Here is a 23025-nt window from a genome sequence, read left to right on the forward strand (position 1 = left end):
ATTAATCCTTAATAGCTTGTTTAATTAAACTCATAATGTATTCAAGATATTGGGTACTTTCAATGGTAATTTCATAATCCCCATTCCCCCAGTGACCTGTATTAGATACATTTTTTGCTAAATTTTTAGGATCATCTAACTCTCCATAAGGAAGATTAATCCAAATTTTTAAATTCTTTTGTTGGATACGAATATCTGCAATATTTCGATCTTTTTTGAATGCAATGTAAAGTTTTCTAGTATTAATTTCGATATCAGGATCTAAATTTAAAATGCCTTGTTTAAAATCTTCGTATAGTTCTTGAATAAAATCTGATTTATCACTTAAGTGATCAGATTCTTGATAAACTTTTATTTCTTTTAATGTAGAAAATTCTTCATTTTTTTCAATAGAAACAGCTTTAATATTCGGTGCTGATTTTGATTTATTAATAATATTGAGCGTAATAATATCATTATCAAAGCGATTAACTTCCCATAATTCAATAGGTAAATCTTTAAAATTTGTGGCTTGAATTTGGAAATCATTAAAAGTAGGTGAAACAAAAATCACCTTAGATTGTGACCAATCCACATCATTTCTTTTAAGTGGGGCTTTTTGCTTTTCATTATATTCCACAATAAAATCAGCTTTATATTCAAGCATCAAATTAAGATAAGAAATCCCTTGATCAACCACACTAGAATTTTGTTGTCTTTTATATTCAATAATGACAAAGGCTTGAGTTTCAGGATCAAAAGCTAAGGTATCAATACGTGAATTTTTAATAGAAAATTCCGAGCGAATAAAAATATAGCCACTTAACAAGGTAAGGTTTTCTTCAAATAAACGCTGAATATCCTTTTCCAGCTTAAATTTTTGCTGCTTCAGCTGTGATAATTGTCCTTTTTTTGACGTAAAGATTTTCATTATTCCTTCCTTAAAGGCTTAAGTGCGGTCAAAAATCTTAAAATTTTAACCGCACTTCCCTTCTATTTTTTATTCTGTCGCACCGAATCCGCGTAAACCAACAACGTGTACATGCTCTTGGTTGCCTGCGATTTTACGCACGAGTTTATAGGTTGTACCTTTTTCTGGGTTAATGTTTTCTGGCGCCGCAATAAGCAACTGCATATCTAAACGTTCGCAAAGTTCGAATAAAGTGGAAATAGATTTACCATCTAAACGAGCAGCTTCATCTAAGAACAACAAGCGACAAGGCACGATATCTTTACCACGAATTCGACGGCTTTCTTCTTCCCAGCTTTGAACAACCATTAAGAGAATTGACATACCTGTACCGATAGCTTCACCAGTCGAAAGTGCGCCACTTTCAGCGCGTAACCAACCATCAGCGCCACGGAATACTTCCACTTCAAGCTCAAGATAATTACGGTAATCTAACAATTCTTCACCAATTGTTTGCGCTGTGCGTTGTCCCATATCAATATGTGGATTGATGCGTTGATAAAGCTTCGCCATAGCTTCAGAGAAAGTAATGCGGTTGTCGTTGAATAAATCTTGATATTCATCTTGCTGACCAGAAAGTGCGTCCAACAACATGGCATGGGTATCACGAATATTCACTACCAAACGAACAGATTTTACTTGACCAAACGAGATGTTTTGCAAACCTTGATTGAGCATACGAATACGATTTTGTTCACGCTGAATCGTTTTACGCATAATATTTGCAACACTTTCAGAACTGATAGCCAATTTTTTCTCACGGCCAGTTAATTCAGCCGTTAAACGAGAAAGCTCAATTTCCATTTGTTCAATGGCATCAATTGGATCATCCGTTTTAATGATGTCTTGACGAATACGTTCACGTAGATGCTGATACACCGCAATAAAGAACCGAACTTTATTTTCAGGTTTACGACTATCTTCAGACATTCTTAGACTATCACGTAGATATTCATTATCTGCCACCGCTGTACGCAACGCACCTAATGCTTTATCCGACATTGAACGTAATTCATCTGCAGATAAATAAGCAAGCTCTCGGCGATTGAGGCGTTTTTCCATATCAGAATTACGTGATAGACGTAAAACTACACACCAACTCACTTTCGCTGCCACCACTAATTCACGTTGAGTCTTATAATCGCGTTCAGTTTTGCGGATTAGACGATTTAAGTTGTCCGCTTCGCTTTCAATTAATGTGAGTTGTTTTTCTACATAAGACCGACGCTGACGGCTCGTTGAAAGTTGTTGATGTAATTCATCACGACGGATACGCGCGCGTTCTTCAGCACCATCATCAGCTCTCACGCCAAGATCGCTAATCTCACCAATCAATTCATTTAAAAGCTGATATTTACTATCGTAAGAACTTTGTAACTGAATTAATATGCGGTTATATTCAGCAAATTGGCTTTGTTTTTGGCGAACTTGCTCACGTTGCATATCTCGCTGTGCCTGCATTTGTTCTAAACGTTGGCGAAGTTTTTCGTTTAGTTCAGAAGTTTCAGCCTGCCCTGCATCTTCATAACCAAAATGCGGTTTACGTTGTACAACATCAGCTAACGCAAATACACGTTGTTGAACTTGTTTTTGACGCTCAATCGCTTGAGTTAATTCATTTTTTAAGCCGTCGTAATTTTCTGGATCACTTTGTAAACTACTTGCAATCGGCTCTAATTGTGACAACGTTACTCCATGCTGACGAATAAAATATTCATCTTGCTCTGCAATATCTAATTGGTCGCGACATTCTTCAATACGATCAATTAAATCTTCATCCGCTAATATATTTAATTGTGGAATCAATTTATTGAGCAACTGCATTTTTTCTTTTGCATGATCTAATTGAATGCGTAATTGTTGTTCGCCGCTATTAAATTGGTTTAATTCACGATCAATTTCATTACGTTCGCGATTAATCTCAGACATTAATGCTTCTGGATTTGGCTGAAACGCCAGTGCCAAATGCAACCCAACAAATTGGCTGAAATGTTCGTGTAAACGTTGGCATTTTTGTACATCAAACGCAATTTGGGCATGTTGTTCTGCTACTTCATCACGTTCAATTTGTAATTCTTCTAAACGTTTTTCACGTGCTGCTCGCCCAAATAATGGAATTTCAGGGAATCTTGAATAGCGTAATTCACGATCTGAAACTTGCACGACAACACCTAGCTCAAGTTCTTGTGCGGATAATACGCTGTCGTCAAATGCGGTAGAATCGCCTTCAATTAAATACAAATCATCAGGACAATCTTCTAATTGCGCAAGTTGTTCACGCACAGCATTGAGATCACGCACAACAATAGCATGACGTGCAGGCCCGTAAAGTGCGGAGAAATAAGGCGCATCTTCAATGGTTACATCATCGTAAAGCTCTGAAAGCAACACCCCACCAAAACGTTCTGTCAGCATATTTAAACGTGGATCTTCTGAACCATCTGGCTGACTTAAACGAGAAATTTGTTCATCTAAATACAAACGTTTTTGTTCAAGTTGATCACGTTGCATCGTGAGTTCACGCTCTTTCAGAAGTTGTGATTGCATAAAATTCATCATATCTTGGCTATGTTCAAACGTCTCGCCACTTTGTTGCTCTAAACGTTCTAATGCAGCTTGAGCTGTCAGCCATGCTGGGGCTTTACGTGCATTTTCATCATAAAGTGCGGTTAAATTTTCACGTTTTTGACGAAGCGTAGAACGGTTTTCCACTTGTTCTGAAAGTCTTGCTGAAATATCTTCAATTAACGCTTCTTGCTCGGCGTGATAATCCTCTAATTCTTCTGCCGTTTGTAAACTTAAATTAGCACGTTGATTAAAATCATTAAGTAATTTGACCGCACTTTGTTGTTGTGCATAACGTTGCTCAAGTTCATGTAATTTTGTGCGAAGTTGTGGCGTTTGTTGTGCCTGCAATTTTTGGCTTGGATATTCACGTAATAATTCTTTGGCACTTTCCCACGCCGCAGAACGAGGCATTTCCCCTGCAATTTTGCATACCAATTGATACGCTTTATCGAACTGAGATTTTGCTGCTTCAGAAATAGACATTTTGTGCTCAAGCTCAAGCACGGTTTCCGTTAAACTTTCAGCGTGAGCTTCAAATTCTGCGTGATAATCTTCTACATTTTTAACACTTAAATCCGCTAAACCACATAATGTTTTCGCTTTTTCAAGAGCAGCAATGGCTTGTTGATATTGAAGTGCACGAGTTTGTTGGGCATCTAATGCTTGTTGATAATCTGCTAATTGCGCTCGTACAGCGTCAATTTCAATTTCAGTTTGCTCAAATTGGGCTTGGCTTTCTTCTAACGCATCATTCGCATCTTCAACCACTATTTTTTGTTCTTCTAAACGCTCGGTGAGTTCTGCAGTATCTTCTTGATAGCGCATGATTTTTTCTTGGTGACGCAAAGCGTTTAACACTAAGTTAAGATGATCAACCGCACTTTGGTGATCAACTTCTAAAGTACGTTCATTTTCTGCCAATTCAGCCGCTTCTCGACTTAAATCAACTAAACGATGTTGAGATAAATTCTGCTTTGCTTTTGCTTTATACCACTCGCGACGAGATTCTAATGCAGCCTCAATATTGCCACGGCGTTCATTCGCATTACGCATATAATCCGAAGCAACATAATTAGTGGTTTCAGTAATTAAATGTTTAAATAAATTGCGATCTGATTGCGTGACCTTAATCGCTTCTAAAGTCATACGGTTCTCACGCAATGCACTTTCCATATCTTGGAAAGCTTTGCGCACACCTAAATTTTCTGGCAATAAATAGTCACGTAAAGAGCGTGTGATTGCACTGGAAATACCACCGTATAAAGATGCTTCGATAAGTTTATAGAATTTGCTTCGATCTGATGCTGAACGTAAACGTTTCGGAATAATACCTAAATCGAACATCATACCGTGATAATCGGTGATGGAATGATATTGTTTAAATTGTGCACCGATATTTTCAATTTTATCTTTAAGTTCATTTAAATTAAGTACGCGTGCTTGACGTTCGCCCACGGTTTCTGTGAAAAGTGCGGTTGGATTTTGAGATAATTCGACGCCTTGAATTGAAAACGTTTTTAAATCAACCTTTTTATCACGACCCGCAATTTGCTGCAGACGCACACCAACAAGAATACGTTGATGACGTGAGTTAATGGTGTCTAATACCGCGTAACAAACACCTGGACGCAATTTACCATGTAAACCTTTATCGCGAGAACCGCCTGTGGAGCCAGCTTCTGTTGTATTACGGAAATGTAAAAGGGTTAAATCTGGAATTAATGCGGTCACAAATCCAGCCATTGTGGTTGATTTACCTGCACCGTTACCACCAGAAAGCGTGGTAACTAATTCATCTAAATCGAAAGTACGCGCAAAAAAACCATTCCAGTTAATTAAGGTTAAAGAACGAAATTTACCACGCTCTACACCATCGTTTGCCGTCATGCTAAAAGGCATTAGGGTTTCAACGATTTCTTCGACGTTTTCATTTTCCATAATGACTTCATCGCTCTCTAATTCGATTTCATTTTCTAATTCAAAAACATCAGACATTATTCTTGTTCTCCGTCAAATTCTTCGTCAATTTCATCCGCACTTTCCGTATAGTTTTCCACTAATTGCGCTTGTTTTTCCAATGCTAAGGATTCTGGTGTTGCAGCTTCCCCATCACGAATAAGTCGAGATTGCGCTTCTAATGGATCATCTCCGCTACGCACTTCCGCACCAAAACGAAATACAGATTCAGAAATCGTAAATTTCCCACTATTTTGTTCGCCAACAGTTTGAATCATACCTAAACGACGTAAACGACCAATTGCCGCCCGAACTTTTTCTGCCAATTTTTGTTTATCTAGGTCAGAACCACTTGAACGCTGATTAACTGATTTTAATAATTTTCCTTCATCGGCAAGATTTAATAATTCATCATACACTTCTTGCGTACTAAAAATGCCCTGTTGAGCTAAACGTTCTGGGCTTAAATAAAGATAACAAAGCACTTTACCAACAAGCATTTCCAACTCAGAAAGCACAGAACGCGCAATTAATGTCGTTGCTTTCGGACGAAGATAGAAGAATCCTTCTGGCGCACGAATAAGTTCCACGTTATAGCGGCGATAAAATCCATCTAATTCATTTTGGAAATCCATTAAAAATGCGTGATTATCTAAATGCTCCGTGCTGATATGGCGACCGGAACGTAACAGGCTATCCACCGCTGGAAATATTGGATTTGCAATCGCCACAGCGAGTTTTGGGGAAATTACATCTTGAAGGTTGTCTGTCATAGGTTATTTCTCTATTAAAACTTTATTCAGTTACTTTCTTTGTTAATCATTATTGCCAAATCTCCCCTAGTCCCTCTTTGCTAAAAAGGGTTTGGGCATATTTAACAGAAGTAATTCCATCGAAATTAGCTTTTAAATTATCTTAAAATTAATACTTATCAATCACATGCGCTTGCACTTCTGCGCCACGTTTATTAATTGCTTGCCAATCTGGGTAAATACCCGATAAATCATCATTTGCCATACCAAGACGTACGGCTTGATCAACAATGATTCGAGCCACATCAAAATGACGAGAAAGTGGATAATTTTCCAGTTGTTCTTTTAACACTAAACTCAAATCAATCGGACGGTTATTTTCACGATAATCAATCAGTAAGCCTTGCATATGCTCTACAATTTGATCGTGTAAATCAGAAAGGGATTCGTATTGCAATTCTTCTGGCAATTCACCTAAAGCATCATCTTCACGCAACACCATTTCTTCATCACGCAGATCGACTAAACGCTCAGCTTGCGCTGTCCATAAGAACCAAGGATGATCAAAATAATGATGAATAGAATTACGTAAACGTTGTGAGAACACGCGATTTTTATCCATATCAATGGCAGTACGAATAAATTTATGTACATGGCGGTCGTAACCAATCCATAAATCAATGGCTTGTTGTCCCCAACTAATAATTCGGTCAAGTTTTGATTGTAAATCGGTAATTAATTGAACAATAAAATACAAATCATCACGCCCGATCACACAATCTTGAATACGCAATAATTGTGCTTGAAGTTTATCCCCCGCGGCATTTAGCGTATCTTGCAATTCACGCAAATTCCCAGATGTTTCATCTAATAAACGTTCACAGCTAGAAATTGCCGCTTGCCAATCTTTAGTAAGAAGCTCTGCAATTTCATCTTTAATACTTTGCTGGTTTTCATCCATAATGCGTTGTGAAAGATCGATGCTATCAAAAATCTCTGCAACGGAATATTTTAATGGCGCAAACACATTACGACGCCAATAATGTTCGTTTTCATTATTCTCCACGCCTTCTTCTGCCGAATCAGAAGCGCATTGAATTTCATCTGCCACAATGGAAAGTTGCACTGAAAGACGCAATGCGGAAAATTCACGCTGACGAATGTAATAATCAGACACGCCAACACCTAATGGCGTTAAACGATAAATCGCCAAACCCTCAGTAAATTCGCTACTAAAACGATTTAACAAACGTTGTTTCACTAATTCATTAATTGCATTATTCGCTCGTGTTGCAATGGCATCGGTGGATTGCTCAAAAGCATTCATCGTGTGGCGGAAAATATCCACAAGATCGGCTTCTAACATTTCGCCGTCTAAACGTTCGTTGTTATAAATTGCAATCGCCAGCAGGAAAACCAAGCGCTCGGTAGGTAAATTCAAAGAAAACTCACGATCTTTTGCCCAAGATACGAGTTCAGGAATAGTTTGGGATGTTTCAATCATTGAATTGCAAAGCGTTAAAATTGAACAAAAAATTGGAAAAATTATACAGGATTTTTTGCGGATCTTAAAAATCTTCTTTTGAATTGACCGCACTTTTCCTCTTTTTCACGTATAATGTGCACCTTTCATGAATAACTAAAGATAACAGAATGAGCGAATTAACCCAGTTAGCCCAACAAGAAAAAAAACAAACCTATAATTTCAATAAATTACAAAAACGTCTTCGCCGCAACGTAGGCAACGCTATTGCAGATTTTGGAATGATCGAAGATGGCGATAAAGTCATGGTGTGTTTATCCGGAGGCAAAGACAGTTATACGCTTCTCGACATTTTGTTGAATTTACAGCAAAGTGCGCCGATTAAATTTGATATTGTTGCGGTAAACCTTGATCAAAAACAACCGGGGTTCCCAGAGCACGTATTGCCTGAATATTTAAAAAGCATTGGCGTAGATTACAAAATCGTACAAGAAAATACTTACGGAATTGTGAAAGAAAAAATTCCAGAAGGAAAAACCACTTGTTCACTCTGCTCTCGCCTACGCCGTGGAATTTTATATCGTACCGCCACAGAACTTGGTGCAACCAAAATCGCTTTAGGACACCACCGAGACGATATGTTAGCGACACTATTTTTAAATATGTTTTATGGCGGCAAAATGAAATCCATGCCACCTAAATTGATTTCTGACGATGGTAAACAAATTGTGATTCGTCCGCTTGCTTATTGCAAAGAAAAAGATATTGAGAAATATGCCATCGCGAAGGAATTTCCGATTATTCCTTGTAACCTATGTGGCTCACAACCAAATCTTCAACGCCAAGTCGTAAAAGAAATGCTTAATACTTGGGATCGTCAATATCCTGGACGCTTAGAAACTATGTTTAGCGCAATGCAAAACATTACATTGTCACATATGTGTGATCCGAAATTATTTGATTTCAAAGGCATCAAACATGGGCAACTAATTGATGGCATTGAAGGCGATACCGCATTTGATGAAGAACGAATCACGCCAATGCAATTTGAGGACGAAGATCAAACCGATTTTTCAAACAAGGAAATGATTAACTTTAAAGAAGTGAATTAATATGTTGAATATCAATGGAATTGAAGTTGAAACTGACAAAGACGGTTATTTGCTCCATAGCCAACAATGGAACGAAGATGTCGCTCAAGCTATTGCGCAGTTAGAAAGTATTGAATTAACTGATGCCCATTGGGAAGTGATTTACTTTGTGCGAGACTTTTATCAAGAATATAACACCTCCCCAGCCATCCGTATGTTGGTAAAAGCCATAGCTGAAAAGCTTGGTGCGGATAAAGGTAATAGCCGTTATCTGCAACGCTTATTTCCTGAAGGCCCAGCAAAACAAGCCACAAAATTAGCAGGCTTGCCGAAACCTGCAAAATGCCTATAAAAGTGCGGTCAATTTTCTGAAAGTTTTAAACTCTGAGTTTATTTACGACTTGTTTTTTGTAAGATAAAATACAGGCTCTTTTAAACCCTAACTAACAAGGAAATGTTATGAAAATTAGTGCTAGAAACCAATTAAAGGGTAAAGTTGTTTCAATCGAAAACGGTTCAGTAAATGCAATCGTTCACATCGATATCGGTGGTGGTAACGTACTTTCTTCTACTGTGTCTTTAGCAGCAGTTAAAGAATTAAACTTAGAAGTTGGTAAAGAAGCATACGCAATCATCAAAGCAACTTCTGTAATGGTTGGCGTAGAATAATTTCTTCCATACAAACAGAATTGAATATAACCGCACTTTTAAAGTGCGGTTTTTTATTTATTTGATACCTATTTTAAGTCGAATTCCCCTTGCATTCATAAATTTTAAAAATAAAATAATAATCATTCTTATTTGCATCTTTATTTTAGGGAACTATACTATGTATCAAAAAAAGCCATTAATGTTATTATTCTGCCCAACATTTGTCAGTCCATTTGTTATGGGGAAAACTATTGAAACAACCAATAAAAATATATTGCCCGAAATCGTTGTTTATGGCGACAATAATAAATCGCTTTCTTCCGTTAAAACTCTTTCTTCTGATGAGATAAGTAAAACACCAACATCAAACGGTAACATCACTGATTATCTTCGTTCCAATCCCCATATTCGTTATGAAAATAGCGACCAAAATGGTTTTCAACGTGGTGAAATCAAGCCTGAAAATATTTCAATTAACGGCGCCGATCCAAATCAAACCGCCTACTTTGTTGATAATGTCAATATAAATAATGATCTTGCTATTGATAGCAGTATTTTTGACGGTGCTATGCAAGTTGTGCCAGGAATTAGTCACACTCAAGCTTATTTTTTTGATGCGACTATGCTTTCTAAAGTGGAAGTACAAGATAGTAATATTTCTGCTAGCTTAGGTGGCTTTATGGGTGGTGCCGTTATCGCTAAAACAAAACAATATAGCGGAACTGATAGCATAAAACTTAAATATCGCACTACGCGTTCATCTTGGGCAAAAATGGAAGCTGGAGACTCAGTACAAAAAATACTGAAGTTGGTACGTCCAGATGATGTCGGAGTGGCAGAGTTACAACCTAAATACAATAAACAAACATTCAATATTTTGGCTGAAAAAAGGCTAAATGATAATTTAGGAATGGTTTTTGGCTATAGCCGTAGAACATCATCTATTGAACAAAATCGTTTAATTGGCTTTGATAAAAATGCCAATAATAAAGCACAGTTAGACAAACAAAATCATCAACGACTTTCCGATAATCTTTTATTAAATTTCAATTGGACACCGCAAGAAAAAGAACGTATTGAATTTGGTTTACGTTATTCAAATTATAAGGAATTGAAATATTTCAAGGAAAATATAAATAACAACGTAAGCGATTATCATCAAGCACTAGGAGCAACGCTTGCTTGGGTACATTCATTCAACTCTGGCGTTTGGACAAATACCTTAGCATACGATCGTTTTCAGGATAAGCGTAAATCATCCTCGAATAGTGTTGAAACAACATCGGTGTCAGATGAAGATTATAATTCACTTTATAATTTCGAAAAAGGTGGATATGGTAATAGCCATTTAACCCAAGATAATTTACATTTTTCTACTGAATATGTAATGGATCCTTTTTATTTAGCTTCTACGGAGCATTCTATTTCTGTTGGTGGAATTTATCAGGCAACTAAATATCAATTCTATCGTCCACAAGATGTTCATTCAAAAATAATATTATCTACTTTAAAAAGTGATGGAAGTATGGAAGAACCTCCAATTTCTACAGAAAGTACAACATCAAAAGGTCGTGTTAAAACCAGTTATCAAAATATCGCTATTTATGCTGAAGATTTAATTAAATGGCGTAAATTTGAATTGCGTCCTGGTATTCGTATTGAACGTGATGATTATTTAAAAAACAATAATATTGCCCCGCGCTTTGTTGCACGTTATCACCCTTGGGACGAGACGGGATTTACACTGGGTTTAAATCGTTATTACGGTCGTTCTTTTGCTTCGTTAAAATTAGCGAATGGTATTTTAAAGCTCAATAATAATTCAACACGTCAGCATCAAAATTTTTCATCCTTAAAAAGCCCTTATGCAGATGAATTAAGTTTAAGTTTTGATCAAAATATGGGTAATTTAGCACTTAAACTCGGTTATATTCATCGTGATAATAAGAATCGTATCATATTGAAACGAGAGTCTATAACGGGTAAAAGAAAAACTAGTTATATCAATGGACGTCCGTTTGGTGTTGATATTTATACTTTCCAACTTAATAATATTGAACCTTGGAAATTAGGTAAAACTTATTGGACTACGTCACTTGGTTTTGATTGGTTAAATACAAAACGAGCCGATGGCGAAGAATTTGATCTAAATAAACTTGTTTCTTTAGATGGTAAATTAATGACTTATCGTGAAATGTTACGACAAGTTAATAGCAGTACAGAAGATTGGATTGCTCGTTTAGGTATTGATATGACGATGCCAGATTACAATATCACTTGGTCTAATAAAGTGTATATGAAAGCACCAATTCGTAGCTATGAGGAACTTGATAGCGATAATAATAATGGCATTTCACGCTTCCGTAGCTATCACTACGGCAGACATACACAATGGGACAGTAGTATCCGTTGGCAACCCACCATTCGCGGTAAACATAGTGTCTATTTGCAAGTTGATATTTTAAATGTGCTCAATAAAACACGTAAAAATAAAGTCACTACTATTTCCACTAGCGATGAATATGGTGTTTATACGCCTGGGCGTGAATTTTGGCTAGAAGTTGGCTATCAATTCTAATTATCTTCAATGTATAGGGCTTGTGGGCTTTTGAAACATCCTCCAACCCTACTCTACGCTTATTTTTACTTAGCGTAGAGTTTTCTTTTTTCTAGGTAAAATAATGAAAAAAACAACCGCACTTTTTTTACTTATCTTTTCACTAATTGCTTGTCAATCATTGGAACTATCGCCCAATAATAATTTACCTTTTGATCCAAATATTCAGCACGGTAAACTATCAAATGGTCTGCAATATTTTGTATTAAAAAATACTGAACCTAAAGAACGCGTTTATATTCGATTAGTGATCAATGCAGGGTCAATGCATGAAGATGACGATCAGAAAGGCATTGCTCATTTAGTTGAACATATGGCATTTAATGGCTCAAAGAAATATCCAGAAAATCAAATTATTAATGCGTTAGAAAAACTTGGAATGAAGTTTGCACGAGATATTAATGCTTTCACCGATTTTGAAAATACAGTCTATACTTTAAATTTAGATAGCAACAATCAGCAAAAATTAGAATTGGCGTTTGATGTCATCAATGAATGGATGAATAATATTACTTTTTTGCCTAAAGATGTGGATGGCGAACGTGGTGTAGTACAAGAAGAATGGCGGAGACGTTTAAGCCCAATGTTACGTATTGGCAATAAGAAAAGTGCTATTGAAATGGCTGGTTCTCGTTATGTGTTGCGTGATCCTATTGGAGATATGGATATTATTAAAACAATTTCAGCTAAACGCGTCGCTGATTTTTACCACAAATGGTATCGACCAGATAATATGTCAGTAATTATTGTAGGCGATATTGATACAAAACAAGTAGTAAAACTATTAAAACAAAACCTATCTCAAGAAAACCCAATTACTAAAACAACATTGGAAAAAATTGATTTTAATATTCCTCTTATCAACAAATGGCGATTAGATTCTATTTCTGAACAAGGCACAACAATTCCGAGTATTGAATTAAGTTTTTTTGAAAATACAATTGAAACCAATACATTAGCGAGTTATAAACAGGAATTAATTCAGCAAATTACCACTCGATTGCTTAACTTACGTTTACAGCAATGGGAAAAGGAAACAGAAAATGGCGTAGATTCTGCAAATTTTTATCGCACTCATTTAGGTAAAGAAACACTACAAAGCATTTTTTCTCTCCAGCTTATAGATACACAATATTCAAAAACGATAGATAAATTATTTGCCTTTATTGCCAGTATAAAACAACAAGATTTTACTCAAAATGAATTAAGCGGCGAGATTAAACGCTTAACTCAACTCAATGAAAAACAATTAAATATTCGTTCTGGTAGCTTAAAAATTGCCGATGATCTCATTACTTCTGTGGCAAATAAGCAAGTGGTATTGAGCGTAAATGATCGTTATGAACTCAATAAACATTTTTTATCTCAAATTACATTAGCTGATTTACAACGCACGTTAAACCAAACCTTAGCATTAAAAGCAAAATTATTATTAATCACTCAACCTTTGCCACAAAAAGCCTTGCCTTTTGATGTAGCAGAAATAGAAACTCGTTGGAACAATGCAATGGAAATGCAACAACACCAATGGGATGAAAAAAAACAAATCGAAAAATTACCGCACTTAACATTTAACACGGGCTCACTTTCTCAAGAAAAATACTGGGATCGCGGCGATATTTATGAATTTCGTTTAAGTAATGGAAGTAAATTGATCTACCACTATAGTGACAAAACTCCAAATCAAGTACATTTTCGTGCTGTTACTCAAGGTGGTTTACGTTCTATCCCAAATAAGGACTATCACTTATTACGTGCTGCCGTCAGTGTAGTTGATGAAACAGGTGTTGGAGAACTTTCTCTTTCTGCGGTTAATCAAATTTTTTCGCGCGATCCATTGGTAATTGCAACTGTGATTGATGATGATAAACAAGGCTTTACTGGTGTATCTAAACCTAAGGATTTGGAAAATTTACTGACATTGTTCCGCTTAAAATTACGTTCTTCTCCTATATCCGATCTTGCCTTAGAAAAATATCGACGTGAAACCCGTGATTATTTCAAACAGATTGATTTAGAAACACAATTTATGCAAGCCGTTTCAAAACTACGTTTTCCAAATATTGAAACCGTCTATACTCAAAAACAAGCACAGCAATTAGCATTTGATAAAAACCAATTAAGTAACGCTTATCAACGTTATATTTTAGATAAAACAGATTTTACCTATTTTATTATTGGCGATATTGAACTTAATCAAGTAAAGAAATTGGCAGAACGTTATTTAGCTTCTGTTGAATCGAAAACTCAGATCCGCCATTTTGTCCCGACTATTATTCATACACCAACTCAATCATTTATTATGAATGGTTTGAAAGAACCGAGAGCTGATGTAGAAATATACCTTACCGCAGATAATACTTGGCGAACAGAACAAAAATATTTATTCAATATTCTTGCGGATATTGTGCAAGAAAAATTACGCTTAATTCTACGTGAAAAAGTTTCTGGTATTTATTCTGTAAATAGTTGGTTTATACAAGATGTTCATGCACCACAAATTGAGGGAAAAATTGAATTTAGTTGCGACCCTAAGCGCGTGGAGGAACTTACGCATCTTACAAATCAGGTACTAGATGACATTATAAAAAATGGCATTGATGAAAACTTATTACGTAAAAAACTAGCGGAACAACATACTCAGATTCGACGTGAATTTGATTCTTTAGTTTCAATTGCTTCAATTATTGAAGAAAGTTACTGGCAACAAGATAATCCAGATGCCATTTATACCTATCAACATTTAGATCAGTTAGCGACAAAAGCCACAATAGATGCGTTGGCGCAAAAAGCCCTAAAAAAATCAGGCAGATTTATCAGCGTATTAAAAGCAGCTGCTTATTAGAAAATAAATGAAATCTCAACAGATCTGAAACAGATAAAAATAACGGTGATCGCTTAAACGATCACCGTTAAATTAAAATCACTGTTGAAACAATAAATTATATTGGTTATTTTCGAAAAGTATTACTCTTCATTCAATAACGTTAATTCACGACTTCTTACTTGATTTTTCAAGATTTCCGCAAATTCTTCCACGGTAAATGTGCCTAAATCAGCACCTTTACGGGTACGTACTGCCACTTTGCCTTCTGCGATTTCTTTATCACCGCAAACAAGCATATAAGGCACACGGCGTAAAGTATGCTCACGAATTTTAAAGCCCACTTTTTCGTTACGTAAATCGGTTTTCACGCGTAAACCTACATCAGAAAGTTGTTTCGCGACTTTTTGTACATAGTCAGCTTGGCTATCAGTGATATTCATTACAACTGCTTGGGTTGGGGCTAACCATGCAGGGAAGAAACCTGCATATTCTTCAGTAATGATACCAATGAAACGCTCAATAGAACCTAAAATCGCACGGTGAATCATGACAGGGGTTTTACGGCTATTATCTTCTGCCACATAAGTTGCATCTAAACGACCTGGTAATGCGAAGTCTAATTGCACTGTACCACATTGCCATTCACGACCTAAACAATCTCGTAGTGCAAACTCAATTTTTGGACCATAGAATGCGCCTTCACCTTCTTGAATTTCATATTCAAGACCGTTGTGCGCTAATGCTGCTGCAAGACCTGCTTCCGCACGATCCCACATTTCATCTGAACCGATACGATTTTCAGGGCGAGTAGAAAGTTTTACTGCGATATTAGTGAAGCCAAAGGTGCTATAAATGTCGTATACCATTTTGATACAGCTAGTTACTTCACTCTCAATTTGATCTTCAGTACAGAAAATGTGAGCATCATCTTGAGTAAAACCACGAACACGCATTAAACCGTGCAAAGAACCTGATGGTTCATTACGATGGCAAGAACCAAATTCCGCCATACGGATTGGTAAATCACGGTAAGATTTTAAACCTTGATTAAAAATTTGAACGTGGCCTGGGCAGTTCATCGGTTTAATTGCGTATTCACGGTTTTCAGATTGAGTTGTGAACATTAAATCTGCGTAATTTTGCCAGTGACCTGTTTTTTCCCATAATACGCGATCCATCATAAAAGGACCTTTCACTTCTTGATAATCGTATTGTTTTAATTTAGTACGCACGAACGTTTCAAGCTCACGGAAAATTGTCCAGCCATCATTGTGCCAGAACACCATACCTGGTGCTTCTTCTTGCATATGATATAAATCTAATGCTTTACCAATTTTACGGTGGTCACGTTTTGCCGCTTCTTCTAAGCGTGTTAAGTATTCAGCAAGTTGTTTTTTATCCGCCCAAGCTGTACCATAGATACGTTGTAACATTTTGTTTTTGCTGTCGCCACGCCAGTACGCACCAGCGACTTTTTGTAATTTGAAATGCTGACAGAAACGCATATTTGGCACGTGTGGTCCACGGCACATATCAATATATTCTAAGTGATGATATAACGCAGGCGTTGCAGTACGTTCAATGTTTTCATCTAAAATTGCCATTTTGTATGGCTCGCCGCGTTTTTCAAAGGTATCACGCGCTTCTTGCCAAGTAACACGTTTTTTCACGACGTCATAATTTGTTTTTGCCAATTCCAACATACGTTTTTCGATTGCATCAATATCTTCTTGGGTTAAAGAGCGATCTAAATCTACATCATAATAGAAGCCGTTTTCAATAGTTGGACCAATTGCCATTTTTACATCTGGGAATAATTGTTTAATAGCGTGTCCGAGCAAGTGAGCACAAGAATGGCGGATAATCTCTAAACCATCTTCATCTTTTGCAGTAATGATTTCAAGTGTTGCATCTTGCTCGATAACATCGCACGCATCGCGACGTTCTCCGTTTACACGGCCTGCGATAGTGGCTTTAGCAAGACCCGCACCAATATCTTGTGCGACTTCAAGAACAGAAACAGGACGATCGAATTGACGTTGGGAACCGTCAGGTAAAGTAATAATTGGCATTGTTTTTTCCTTATACAGTGGTCACCCATACGAAAGGTGACGTGTTCGTTTAAAATTCTATCAAAATTAACCGCACTTTTGCCCTACTTGGCTTCATTCCTACCATTGAACGAGCGAAATTAGGCAAAAAATGCGTGGCGAATTCTATCACTTTCTTGAAGTATTGTTAAATAAATGCCCATATTTTACAAAAAGGAAATAATGTTTTTCTGACTAAAGGCTTTATATCCTAAAAATAAAGGCTAGAATAACCGCACTTTTAAATACCCAGTTAAGGAATAAAAATGAGCAACGTATTAGTATTAAAATCTAGCATTTCAGGAAATAACTCTCAGACTAATCAATTAGTTGATTATGCTGTCGAAAAATTACAAGGTAATAACATTATCATACGCGATTTATCTCAACAACCGCTTCCATATTTTGATACCGCAGCTGCAATTGCTGTGCGTGGTGAACCTAAAAATGATGAAGAAACACAACTTTTGGCGTTGTCTGATGAATTAATCGAAGAATTAAAAAACGCACAGACATTAATAATTGGTGCGCCAATGTATAATTTAAACATTCCAACACAATTAAAAAGCTATTTTGATTTTATCGCACGTCCGAGCGTTACTTTCCAATATACAGCAAACGGCTCTGAGGGTTTATTAAAAGGCAAAAAAGCCATTGTGTTATGTGCATTTGGTGGATTGTATGATGAAGAAAATCTAGTGACACAATATATGAAATCAATTTTAGGTTTTATCGGTATCACAGATGTGCAATTTGTTTATGCACAAGGCATTGGATTCGGGCCAGAGGCGATTGAAAAAGCCCAAGCGTCCGCAAAAAATAAAATTAATGCAATTGTAGCAGCCCTTTAATCCTCAGATAATCTACAAAACATAATAAAATTTATTACAAACAAAAAGTGCGGTAATTTACCGCACTTTTTTTCTTATTTCTTTCGTTCAACCCATTTTCCATTGGTGAAATCAACAATCCATTTCGTCGCTTTTCCCTCTTTTTCAGAAGTCACATATTGTTTCTTCTCTTTACGACTAAAACGAACAATCGCTTCATTCTCTTCTGGGTCTTTTTGTGGAGCATCGGCTAAATAAGCTAATTTTTCAGGTAAACGCTCGCGATATTGCACTAGTTCAGCGATTTTAACTGGGCGTGTTTCGCGTGATTTAGGGAAGTTATGGGCTGACATAAATACACCACTCGCACCATCACGCAATACAAAATATGCATCAGATTTTTCGCATTTTAACTCAGGGAAATGTACTGGCTCTTCTTTCGGTGGTGCGACTTCGCCATTTTTCAAAATTTTGCGCGTGTTATCACAATTTGTACATCCCATATACTTGCCAAAACGACCAAGTTTTAAATGCATATCCGCGCCGCATTTATCACACTCAACAACAGGGCCATCATAACCTTTAATTTTGAATGAGCCTTCTTCAATTAAATATCCATCACAATTTGGATTATTACCGCAAATATGGATCTTACGATGGGAATCGATTACATAGCTGTCCATTGCCGTACCACATTTTGTACAACGTTTACGATCCATTAATGCTTTGGTTTCTGAAGATTCATCTAAAACATTCAATAACTCCGCTTCAGGAATTAAATTAATCGTCGTTTTACACCGATCTTTTGGCGGCAATGCATAACCTGTACATCCTAAAAACACCCCCGTACTTGCCGTGCGAATAGCCATATTTCTGCCACAAGTTGGGCATTTAATATCGGTTTCCACGAGATTATTCGGGCGCATACCACCTTCAAGTTCATCTAATTCAGCTTTAGAAAGCTGGCTAGAAAAATCCTTAAAGAATTGATTCAATTCAGTTTTCCAATTTACTGAACCAGAGGCAATTTTATCTAAAGTATCTTCCATATTCGCGGTGAAATCGTAATTCATTAATTCACCAAAAGACTCATTGAGGCGATCAGTCACAATTTCGCCCATCTTTTCTGCATAGAAACGACGATTTTCAGTACGAACATAACCTCGTTCTTGAATGGTGGAAATAATTGCCGCATAAGTGGAAGGTCTGCCAATACCACGTTTTTCCAATTCTTTTACTAAAGCCGCTTCAGTAAAACGAGCAGGTGGTTTGGTAAAGTGTTGTGTTGGTTGCACTTCTTTTAAAGCAAGTTTTTCTGACACAGTAACTGAAGGCAATTCTTGATCTTCAGGATTTTTACCTATCTGTGGCAATACTTTTGTCCAACCATCAAAACGTAAAATTCTTCCCTTTGCTTTCAAGGTATAATCGCCAGCGGTAACGGTCAGCGTGCTACTATCATATTGTGCAGGTGGCATTTGACATGCTAAGAATTGACGCCAAATTAAATCATAAAGGCGTACCGCATCTTTTTCCATTCCCTCTAAAGATTCAGGCAATGCTCGAATATCCGATGGACGAATAGCCTCATGCGCCTCTTGCGCATTTTCTTTACTAGAATAGAAATTTGGTTTTTCTGGTAAATATTGTGCACCAAAATGATTTTCAATATAGCTACGCGCCATATTAAGCGCATCTTGACTCAAATTGGTTGAATCCGTACGCATATAAGTAATGTAACCCGCTTCATATAAACGTTGAGCTAACATCATTGTCTTCTTAACGCCAAATCCCAAGCGAGTACTTGCAGTTTGTTGAAGCGTTGATGTAATAAATGGTGCTCGAGGGCGAGAACTTGTTGGCTTAGTTTCTAAATCTGTGACAACGTAATCTGAAACATTCAGAAAATCTACCGCACTTTGTGCTTCTTTTTGATTTTTTGGATCAAATTTCTTGCCTTTATAATCCGTAACATCCAAGCGTATAGCTTGTTTATTTTGATTATTTGTAAGGACGGCAACTTCCCAATATTCTTCAGGCTGGAACGCTTTAATTTCACGCTCGCGTTCGACTAATAATTTAACCGCAACCGATTGAACTCGACCAGCAGAAAGCCCGCGTGCCACTTTTTTCCAAAGTAATGGCGACACCATAAAGCCCACTACTCTATCTAAAAAACGACGAGTTTGTTGAGCATTAACACGATCCATATTTAATTGTTCAGGCTTTTCAAAAGCCTGTTTAATGGCATTTTTAGTTATTTCGTTAAACACCACGCGACTAAAACGATCATCGTTACCACCAATCACTTCACGTAAATGCCACGCAATCGCTTCCCCTTCTCTATCCAAGTCGGTTGCGAGATAAATGTGATCTGCTTTTTTAGCAAGCGACTTTAATTCGGAAACCACTTTTTCTTTACCAGGCAGAATCTGATAATTTGCTTTCCAATCGTGATAAGGATCAATCCCCATACGTTTAACTAAGGCGTTACGTTCCTTTTCTGCCTTAATTTTTGCTTTTTCTTCGGCATCCATACCTTTGGTTGAAATTGGTTTAGCTTTTTCACCTGTACTAGAACCAACCGTCGGCAAATCACGAATATGTCCCACGCTCGATTTCACGACATATTGGCTACCTAAATACTTATTAATAGTTTTTGCTTTTGCTGGCGACTCCACAATCACCAAGGATTTACTCATTTGATTACCTAATATTACTAGAATTTTGTAAAATTGGCGGTATAGTGCAAAGTTATGTTGGCAAAATCAAGCATTTTTTCAAAAAAGGTCTATAAATGGATAAACTCAACGCGATTTCTATTTTCTGCAAAGTCATTGAAACCCAAAGTTTTACTTTGGCAGCAAAGCAACAAAATATTTCTGTGGCGATGGCAAGCAAATTAGTTTCACAATTAGAAGAACATTTAAAAACACGATTGTTACAACGTACCACCAGAAAAATTATGCCTACTGAAGCTGGAATGATGTATTATCAACGTTGCCAAGGAATTTTGCTTGATTTAGATGAAGCAGATTCCAGCATCACCCACCTTACCAGTTCATTACAAGGAAATTTACTGATTTCCGTTCCTCGTGATTTTGGTTTACTTTTTATTGCACCAAATTTACCCACTTTTATGGCTAAGCATCCTCATTTGCATATTGAAGTTGAATTTAATGATAAGAAAATCGATTTATTATCCGAAGGCTATGATCTTGCTCTTCGTATTGGTTATATGGAAGATAGCTCGTTGGTTTCACGTAAAATAGGAACTACTACTGTTCATTTTGCAGCGTCGCCTAATTATCTTGAAACGAATGGTATTCCACAAACGCCTGATGATTTAGAACATCACAATGGCTTACTTTATAAAAATGCAATGAATCAGGTAAATTGGGTTGGTTCACGTATAAATCAAACCCAACGTTTCAAAATCCAATCCAAAGTGGTAAGCAATAGCGGTTTTGCCTTATTAAATATGGCAAAAGCGGGACTAGGTATTGCTAATTTACCAAAATTTATTTTAGGTAGAGCCTTTGAAAAAGGCGAGCTTATTGAAATATTGCCAGAATATAAACAACAAAAATTAGAAATTCATGTGGTCTATCCAAACAGAAGACATTTACCAATAAAAGTGCGGGCATTTATTGAATTTTTATCTGGATTGGGCTTGTGTTCAGAAATTTTGGAAAATCATGAAGATAATATTTAAATGCTATAAATAAAAATACCGCACTTAAGCAACCCAAAGTGCGGTTATTTTTATGCGTGTTTTTTATAATGCTTTTAAGATATCTTCAACGCGATCTTTTGCATCACCAAAGAGCATTTGCGTATTCTCTTTGAAGAATAATGGGTTTTGTACGCCAGCGTAACCCACTGCCATTGAACGTTTGAACACAATCACATTTTGTGCTTTCCATACTTCTAACACAGGCATTCCCGCGATTGGGCTATTTGGATCTTCCATCGCCGCTGGGTTTACCGTATCGTTCGCACCTATAACCAATACCACATCGGTATCAGCGAAATCATCATTGATTTCATCCATTTCAAGTACAACATCGTAAGGTACTTTCGCTTCAGCTAAAAGCACGTTCATGTGGCCCGGTAAACGTCCTGCAACAGGGTGAATACCAAAACGAACGTTCACACCACGTTCACGCAATTTTGCCGTAATATCAGCGACTGGATATTGTGCTTGTGCAACAGCCATACCATATCCCGGCGTGATAATCACAGAACTTGCATTTTTCAACAATTCAGCCACTTCTTCCGCTGTAGTTTCACGGTGTTCGCCTTGTTCTTCGCTTGAAGAAACTTGAACATCGTTACCAAAACCACCTGCAATTACACTCACAAATGAACGGTTCATCGCTTTACACATAATGTAAGAAAGAATTGCACCAGAAGAACCAACAAGCGCACCTGTAACGATGAGCAAATCATTATTCAACATAAAACCTGCCGCAGCTGCTGCCCAACCTGAATAAGAGTTAAGCATTGATACCACAACTGGCATATCTGCCCCACCGATTGATGCCACTAAGTGCCATCCAAATGCAAGCGCAATCGCTGTCATTAATAACACAGGGAAAATGCTTTCTGGATTATTCAAGAATGCAACCATCAATAATGCAGATACCACAAGTGCGGCTAAATTTAATTTATGGCGATGCGGTAACATTAATGCTTTTGAATTAATTTTTCCGCTCAATTTACCAAATGCGACAACAGAACCAGTGAAAGTTACTGCACCGATAAAAATACCTAAAAATACTTCGACATTATGAATATTCGTTAATACCGCTTGTTCAGCTACAAATGCGGCTTGTGCTGCTGCATCTAATCCTTCAGGCATTAATGCCTCATGGTGTAAACCATAGCTATTAAAGCCTACGAGTACAGCCGCTAAACCGACGAAACTGTGAAGAATCGCCACAAGTTCTGGCATTTCAGTCATTTCTACTTTTAATGCACGTTGAACACCGATTGCTCCACCAATGATCATTGCAATAATGATCCAAAATGTTCCTTCAGAATGAGGTCCAAAAATGGTTGCGATAAGGGCAATTGTCATACCAACAATACCGAACCAACAACCCGCTTTAGCAGTTTCATGTTTAGAAAGTCCTGCCAAGCTCATAATGAAAAGTAATGCTGCTAAAATATATGCAGCCTGTACTAAACCTTCAGACATTGTGCGCT

Annotated in this window: 14 protein-coding genes; 7 read left to right on the forward strand and 7 right to left on the reverse strand. The window is 37.0% G+C overall.

What is annotated here, in order from left to right:
- Position 1: 1 nt before the first annotated feature.
- From ACPT8O_RS06575 to mukF, 4 genes are all read right to left on the reverse strand, one after another.
- A complete protein-coding gene (locus tag ACPT8O_RS06575) occupies positions 2-910 on the reverse strand; it encodes a DUF5655 domain-containing protein (protein WP_021035187.1) in 909 nt (302 codons plus the stop codon).
- A 69-nt stretch (positions 911-979) separates the two neighbouring features.
- Complete coding sequence (mukB, locus tag ACPT8O_RS06580) at positions 980-5512, reverse strand: chromosome partition protein MukB (RefSeq protein ID WP_021035186.1); 4533 nt, start codon at positions 5510-5512, stop codon at positions 980-982.
- Complete coding sequence (gene mukE / locus ACPT8O_RS06585; RefSeq protein ID WP_021035185.1) at positions 5512-6246, reverse strand: chromosome partition protein MukE; 735 nt, start codon at positions 6244-6246, stop codon at positions 5512-5514. Before mukE ends, mukB begins: the two co-directional genes overlap by 1 nt.
- A 148-nt stretch (positions 6247-6394) precedes the next feature.
- Positions 6395-7729 (reverse strand): chromosome partition protein MukF, encoded by a 1335-nt coding sequence (mukF, locus tag ACPT8O_RS06590; protein ID WP_021035184.1) that lies wholly within the window; start codon positions 7727-7729, stop codon positions 6395-6397.
- A 149-nt stretch (positions 7730-7878) separates the two neighbouring features.
- Here mukF and ttcA point away from each other — a divergent pair, with 149 nt between their 5' ends.
- The 5 genes from ttcA (at position 7879) to ACPT8O_RS06615 (ending at position 14912) form a co-directional block, all read left to right on the forward strand.
- Positions 7879-8820, forward strand: a complete 942-nt coding sequence (gene ttcA, locus ACPT8O_RS06595) for a tRNA 2-thiocytidine(32) synthetase TtcA (RefSeq protein WP_021035183.1) — start codon at positions 7879-7881, stop codon at positions 8818-8820.
- A 1-nt stretch (position 8821) separates the two neighbouring features.
- Positions 8822-9151, forward strand: a complete 330-nt coding sequence (locus ACPT8O_RS06600) for a TusE/DsrC/DsvC family sulfur relay protein (protein WP_021035182.1) — start codon at positions 8822-8824, stop codon at positions 9149-9151.
- A 107-nt stretch (positions 9152-9258) separates the two neighbouring features.
- Positions 9259-9468 carry a TOBE domain-containing protein gene (locus ACPT8O_RS06605; protein WP_005631673.1) on the forward strand — a complete coding sequence of 70 codons (210 nt, stop codon included), beginning with the start codon at positions 9259-9261 and terminating at the stop codon, positions 9466-9468.
- Between the two features lie 160 nt (positions 9469-9628).
- Positions 9629-12028 (forward strand): TonB-dependent receptor plug domain-containing protein, encoded by a 2400-nt coding sequence (locus tag ACPT8O_RS06610; protein ID WP_021035181.1) that lies wholly within the window; start codon positions 9629-9631, stop codon positions 12026-12028.
- A gap of 103 nt (positions 12029-12131) precedes the next feature.
- Entirely contained in the window at positions 12132-14912 is a 2781-nt protein-coding gene (locus tag ACPT8O_RS06615) for a M16 family metallopeptidase (RefSeq protein WP_021035180.1), read from the forward strand.
- Positions 14913-15034: 122 nt separating this feature from the next.
- On the opposite strand, the gene thrS is transcribed toward ACPT8O_RS06615, so the two are convergent.
- A complete protein-coding gene (thrS, locus tag ACPT8O_RS06620) occupies positions 15035-16966 on the reverse strand; it encodes a threonine--tRNA ligase (protein WP_005662218.1) in 1932 nt (643 codons plus the stop codon).
- 284 nt (positions 16967-17250) lie between these two features.
- Between thrS and ACPT8O_RS06625 the strand changes: the two genes are divergently transcribed.
- Positions 17251-17835 carry an FMN-dependent NADH-azoreductase gene (locus tag ACPT8O_RS06625; protein WP_425613294.1) on the forward strand — a complete coding sequence of 195 codons (585 nt, stop codon included), beginning with the start codon at positions 17251-17253 and terminating at the stop codon, positions 17833-17835.
- A gap of 74 nt (positions 17836-17909) precedes the next feature.
- Here ACPT8O_RS06625 and topA read toward each other — a convergent pair whose 3' ends face one another.
- On the reverse strand, positions 17910-20516 hold the full coding sequence (topA, locus tag ACPT8O_RS06630) for a type I DNA topoisomerase (RefSeq protein ID WP_112072586.1): 2607 nt from the start codon (positions 20514-20516) through the stop codon (positions 17910-17912).
- 95 nt (positions 20517-20611) lie between these two features.
- Here topA and ACPT8O_RS06635 point away from each other — a divergent pair, with 95 nt between their 5' ends.
- Positions 20612-21529, forward strand: a complete 918-nt coding sequence (locus ACPT8O_RS06635; protein ID WP_042594642.1) for a LysR family transcriptional regulator — start codon at positions 20612-20614, stop codon at positions 21527-21529.
- A 63-nt stretch (positions 21530-21592) separates the two neighbouring features.
- On the opposite strand, the gene pntB is transcribed toward ACPT8O_RS06635, so the two are convergent.
- Complete coding sequence (gene pntB, locus ACPT8O_RS06640) at positions 21593-23017, reverse strand: Re/Si-specific NAD(P)(+) transhydrogenase subunit beta (RefSeq protein ID WP_005637794.1); 1425 nt, start codon at positions 23015-23017, stop codon at positions 21593-21595.
- Positions 23018-23025: the final 8 nt, after the last annotated feature.

Origin of the sequence: Haemophilus sp. HN_Hi08 (assembly GCF_049824455.1) — a bacterium.
Taxonomy (GTDB): Bacteria; Pseudomonadota; Gammaproteobacteria; order Enterobacterales; family Pasteurellaceae; genus Haemophilus; species Haemophilus influenzae_D.

Excerpts from the sequence above, each read along its gene's own strand:
- ACPT8O_RS06575 (WP_021035187.1), bottom strand. The coding sequence starts at position 910 with ATGAAAATCTTTACGTCAAAAAAAGGACAATTATCACAGCTGAAGCAG.
- mukB (WP_021035186.1), bottom strand. The coding sequence starts at position 5,512 with ATGTCTGATGTTTTTGAATTAGAAAATGAAATCGAATTAGAGAGCGAT.
- mukE (WP_021035185.1), bottom strand. The coding sequence starts at position 6,246 with ATGACAGACAACCTTCAAGATGTAATTTCCCCAAAACTCGCTGTGGCG.
- mukF (WP_021035184.1), bottom strand. The coding sequence starts at position 7,729 with ATGATTGAAACATCCCAAACTATTCCTGAACTCGTATCTTGGGCAAAA.
- ttcA (WP_021035183.1), top strand. The coding sequence starts at position 7,879 with ATGAGCGAATTAACCCAGTTAGCCCAACAAGAAAAAAAACAAACCTAT.
- ACPT8O_RS06600 (WP_021035182.1), top strand. The coding sequence starts at position 8,822 with ATGTTGAATATCAATGGAATTGAAGTTGAAACTGACAAAGACGGTTAT.
- ACPT8O_RS06605 (WP_005631673.1), top strand. The coding sequence starts at position 9,259 with ATGAAAATTAGTGCTAGAAACCAATTAAAGGGTAAAGTTGTTTCAATC.
- ACPT8O_RS06610 (WP_021035181.1), top strand. The coding sequence starts at position 9,629 with ATGTATCAAAAAAAGCCATTAATGTTATTATTCTGCCCAACATTTGTC.
- ACPT8O_RS06615 (WP_021035180.1), top strand. The coding sequence starts at position 12,132 with ATGAAAAAAACAACCGCACTTTTTTTACTTATCTTTTCACTAATTGCT.
- thrS (WP_005662218.1), bottom strand. The coding sequence starts at position 16,966 with ATGCCAATTATTACTTTACCTGACGGTTCCCAACGTCAATTCGATCGT.
- ACPT8O_RS06625 (WP_425613294.1), top strand. The coding sequence starts at position 17,251 with ATGAGCAACGTATTAGTATTAAAATCTAGCATTTCAGGAAATAACTCT.
- topA (WP_112072586.1), bottom strand. The coding sequence starts at position 20,516 with ATGAGTAAATCCTTGGTGATTGTGGAGTCGCCAGCAAAAGCAAAAACT.
- ACPT8O_RS06635 (WP_042594642.1), top strand. The coding sequence starts at position 20,612 with ATGGATAAACTCAACGCGATTTCTATTTTCTGCAAAGTCATTGAAACC.
- pntB (WP_005637794.1), bottom strand. The coding sequence starts at position 23,017 with ATGTCTGAAGGTTTAGTACAGGCTGCATATATTTTAGCAGCATTACTT.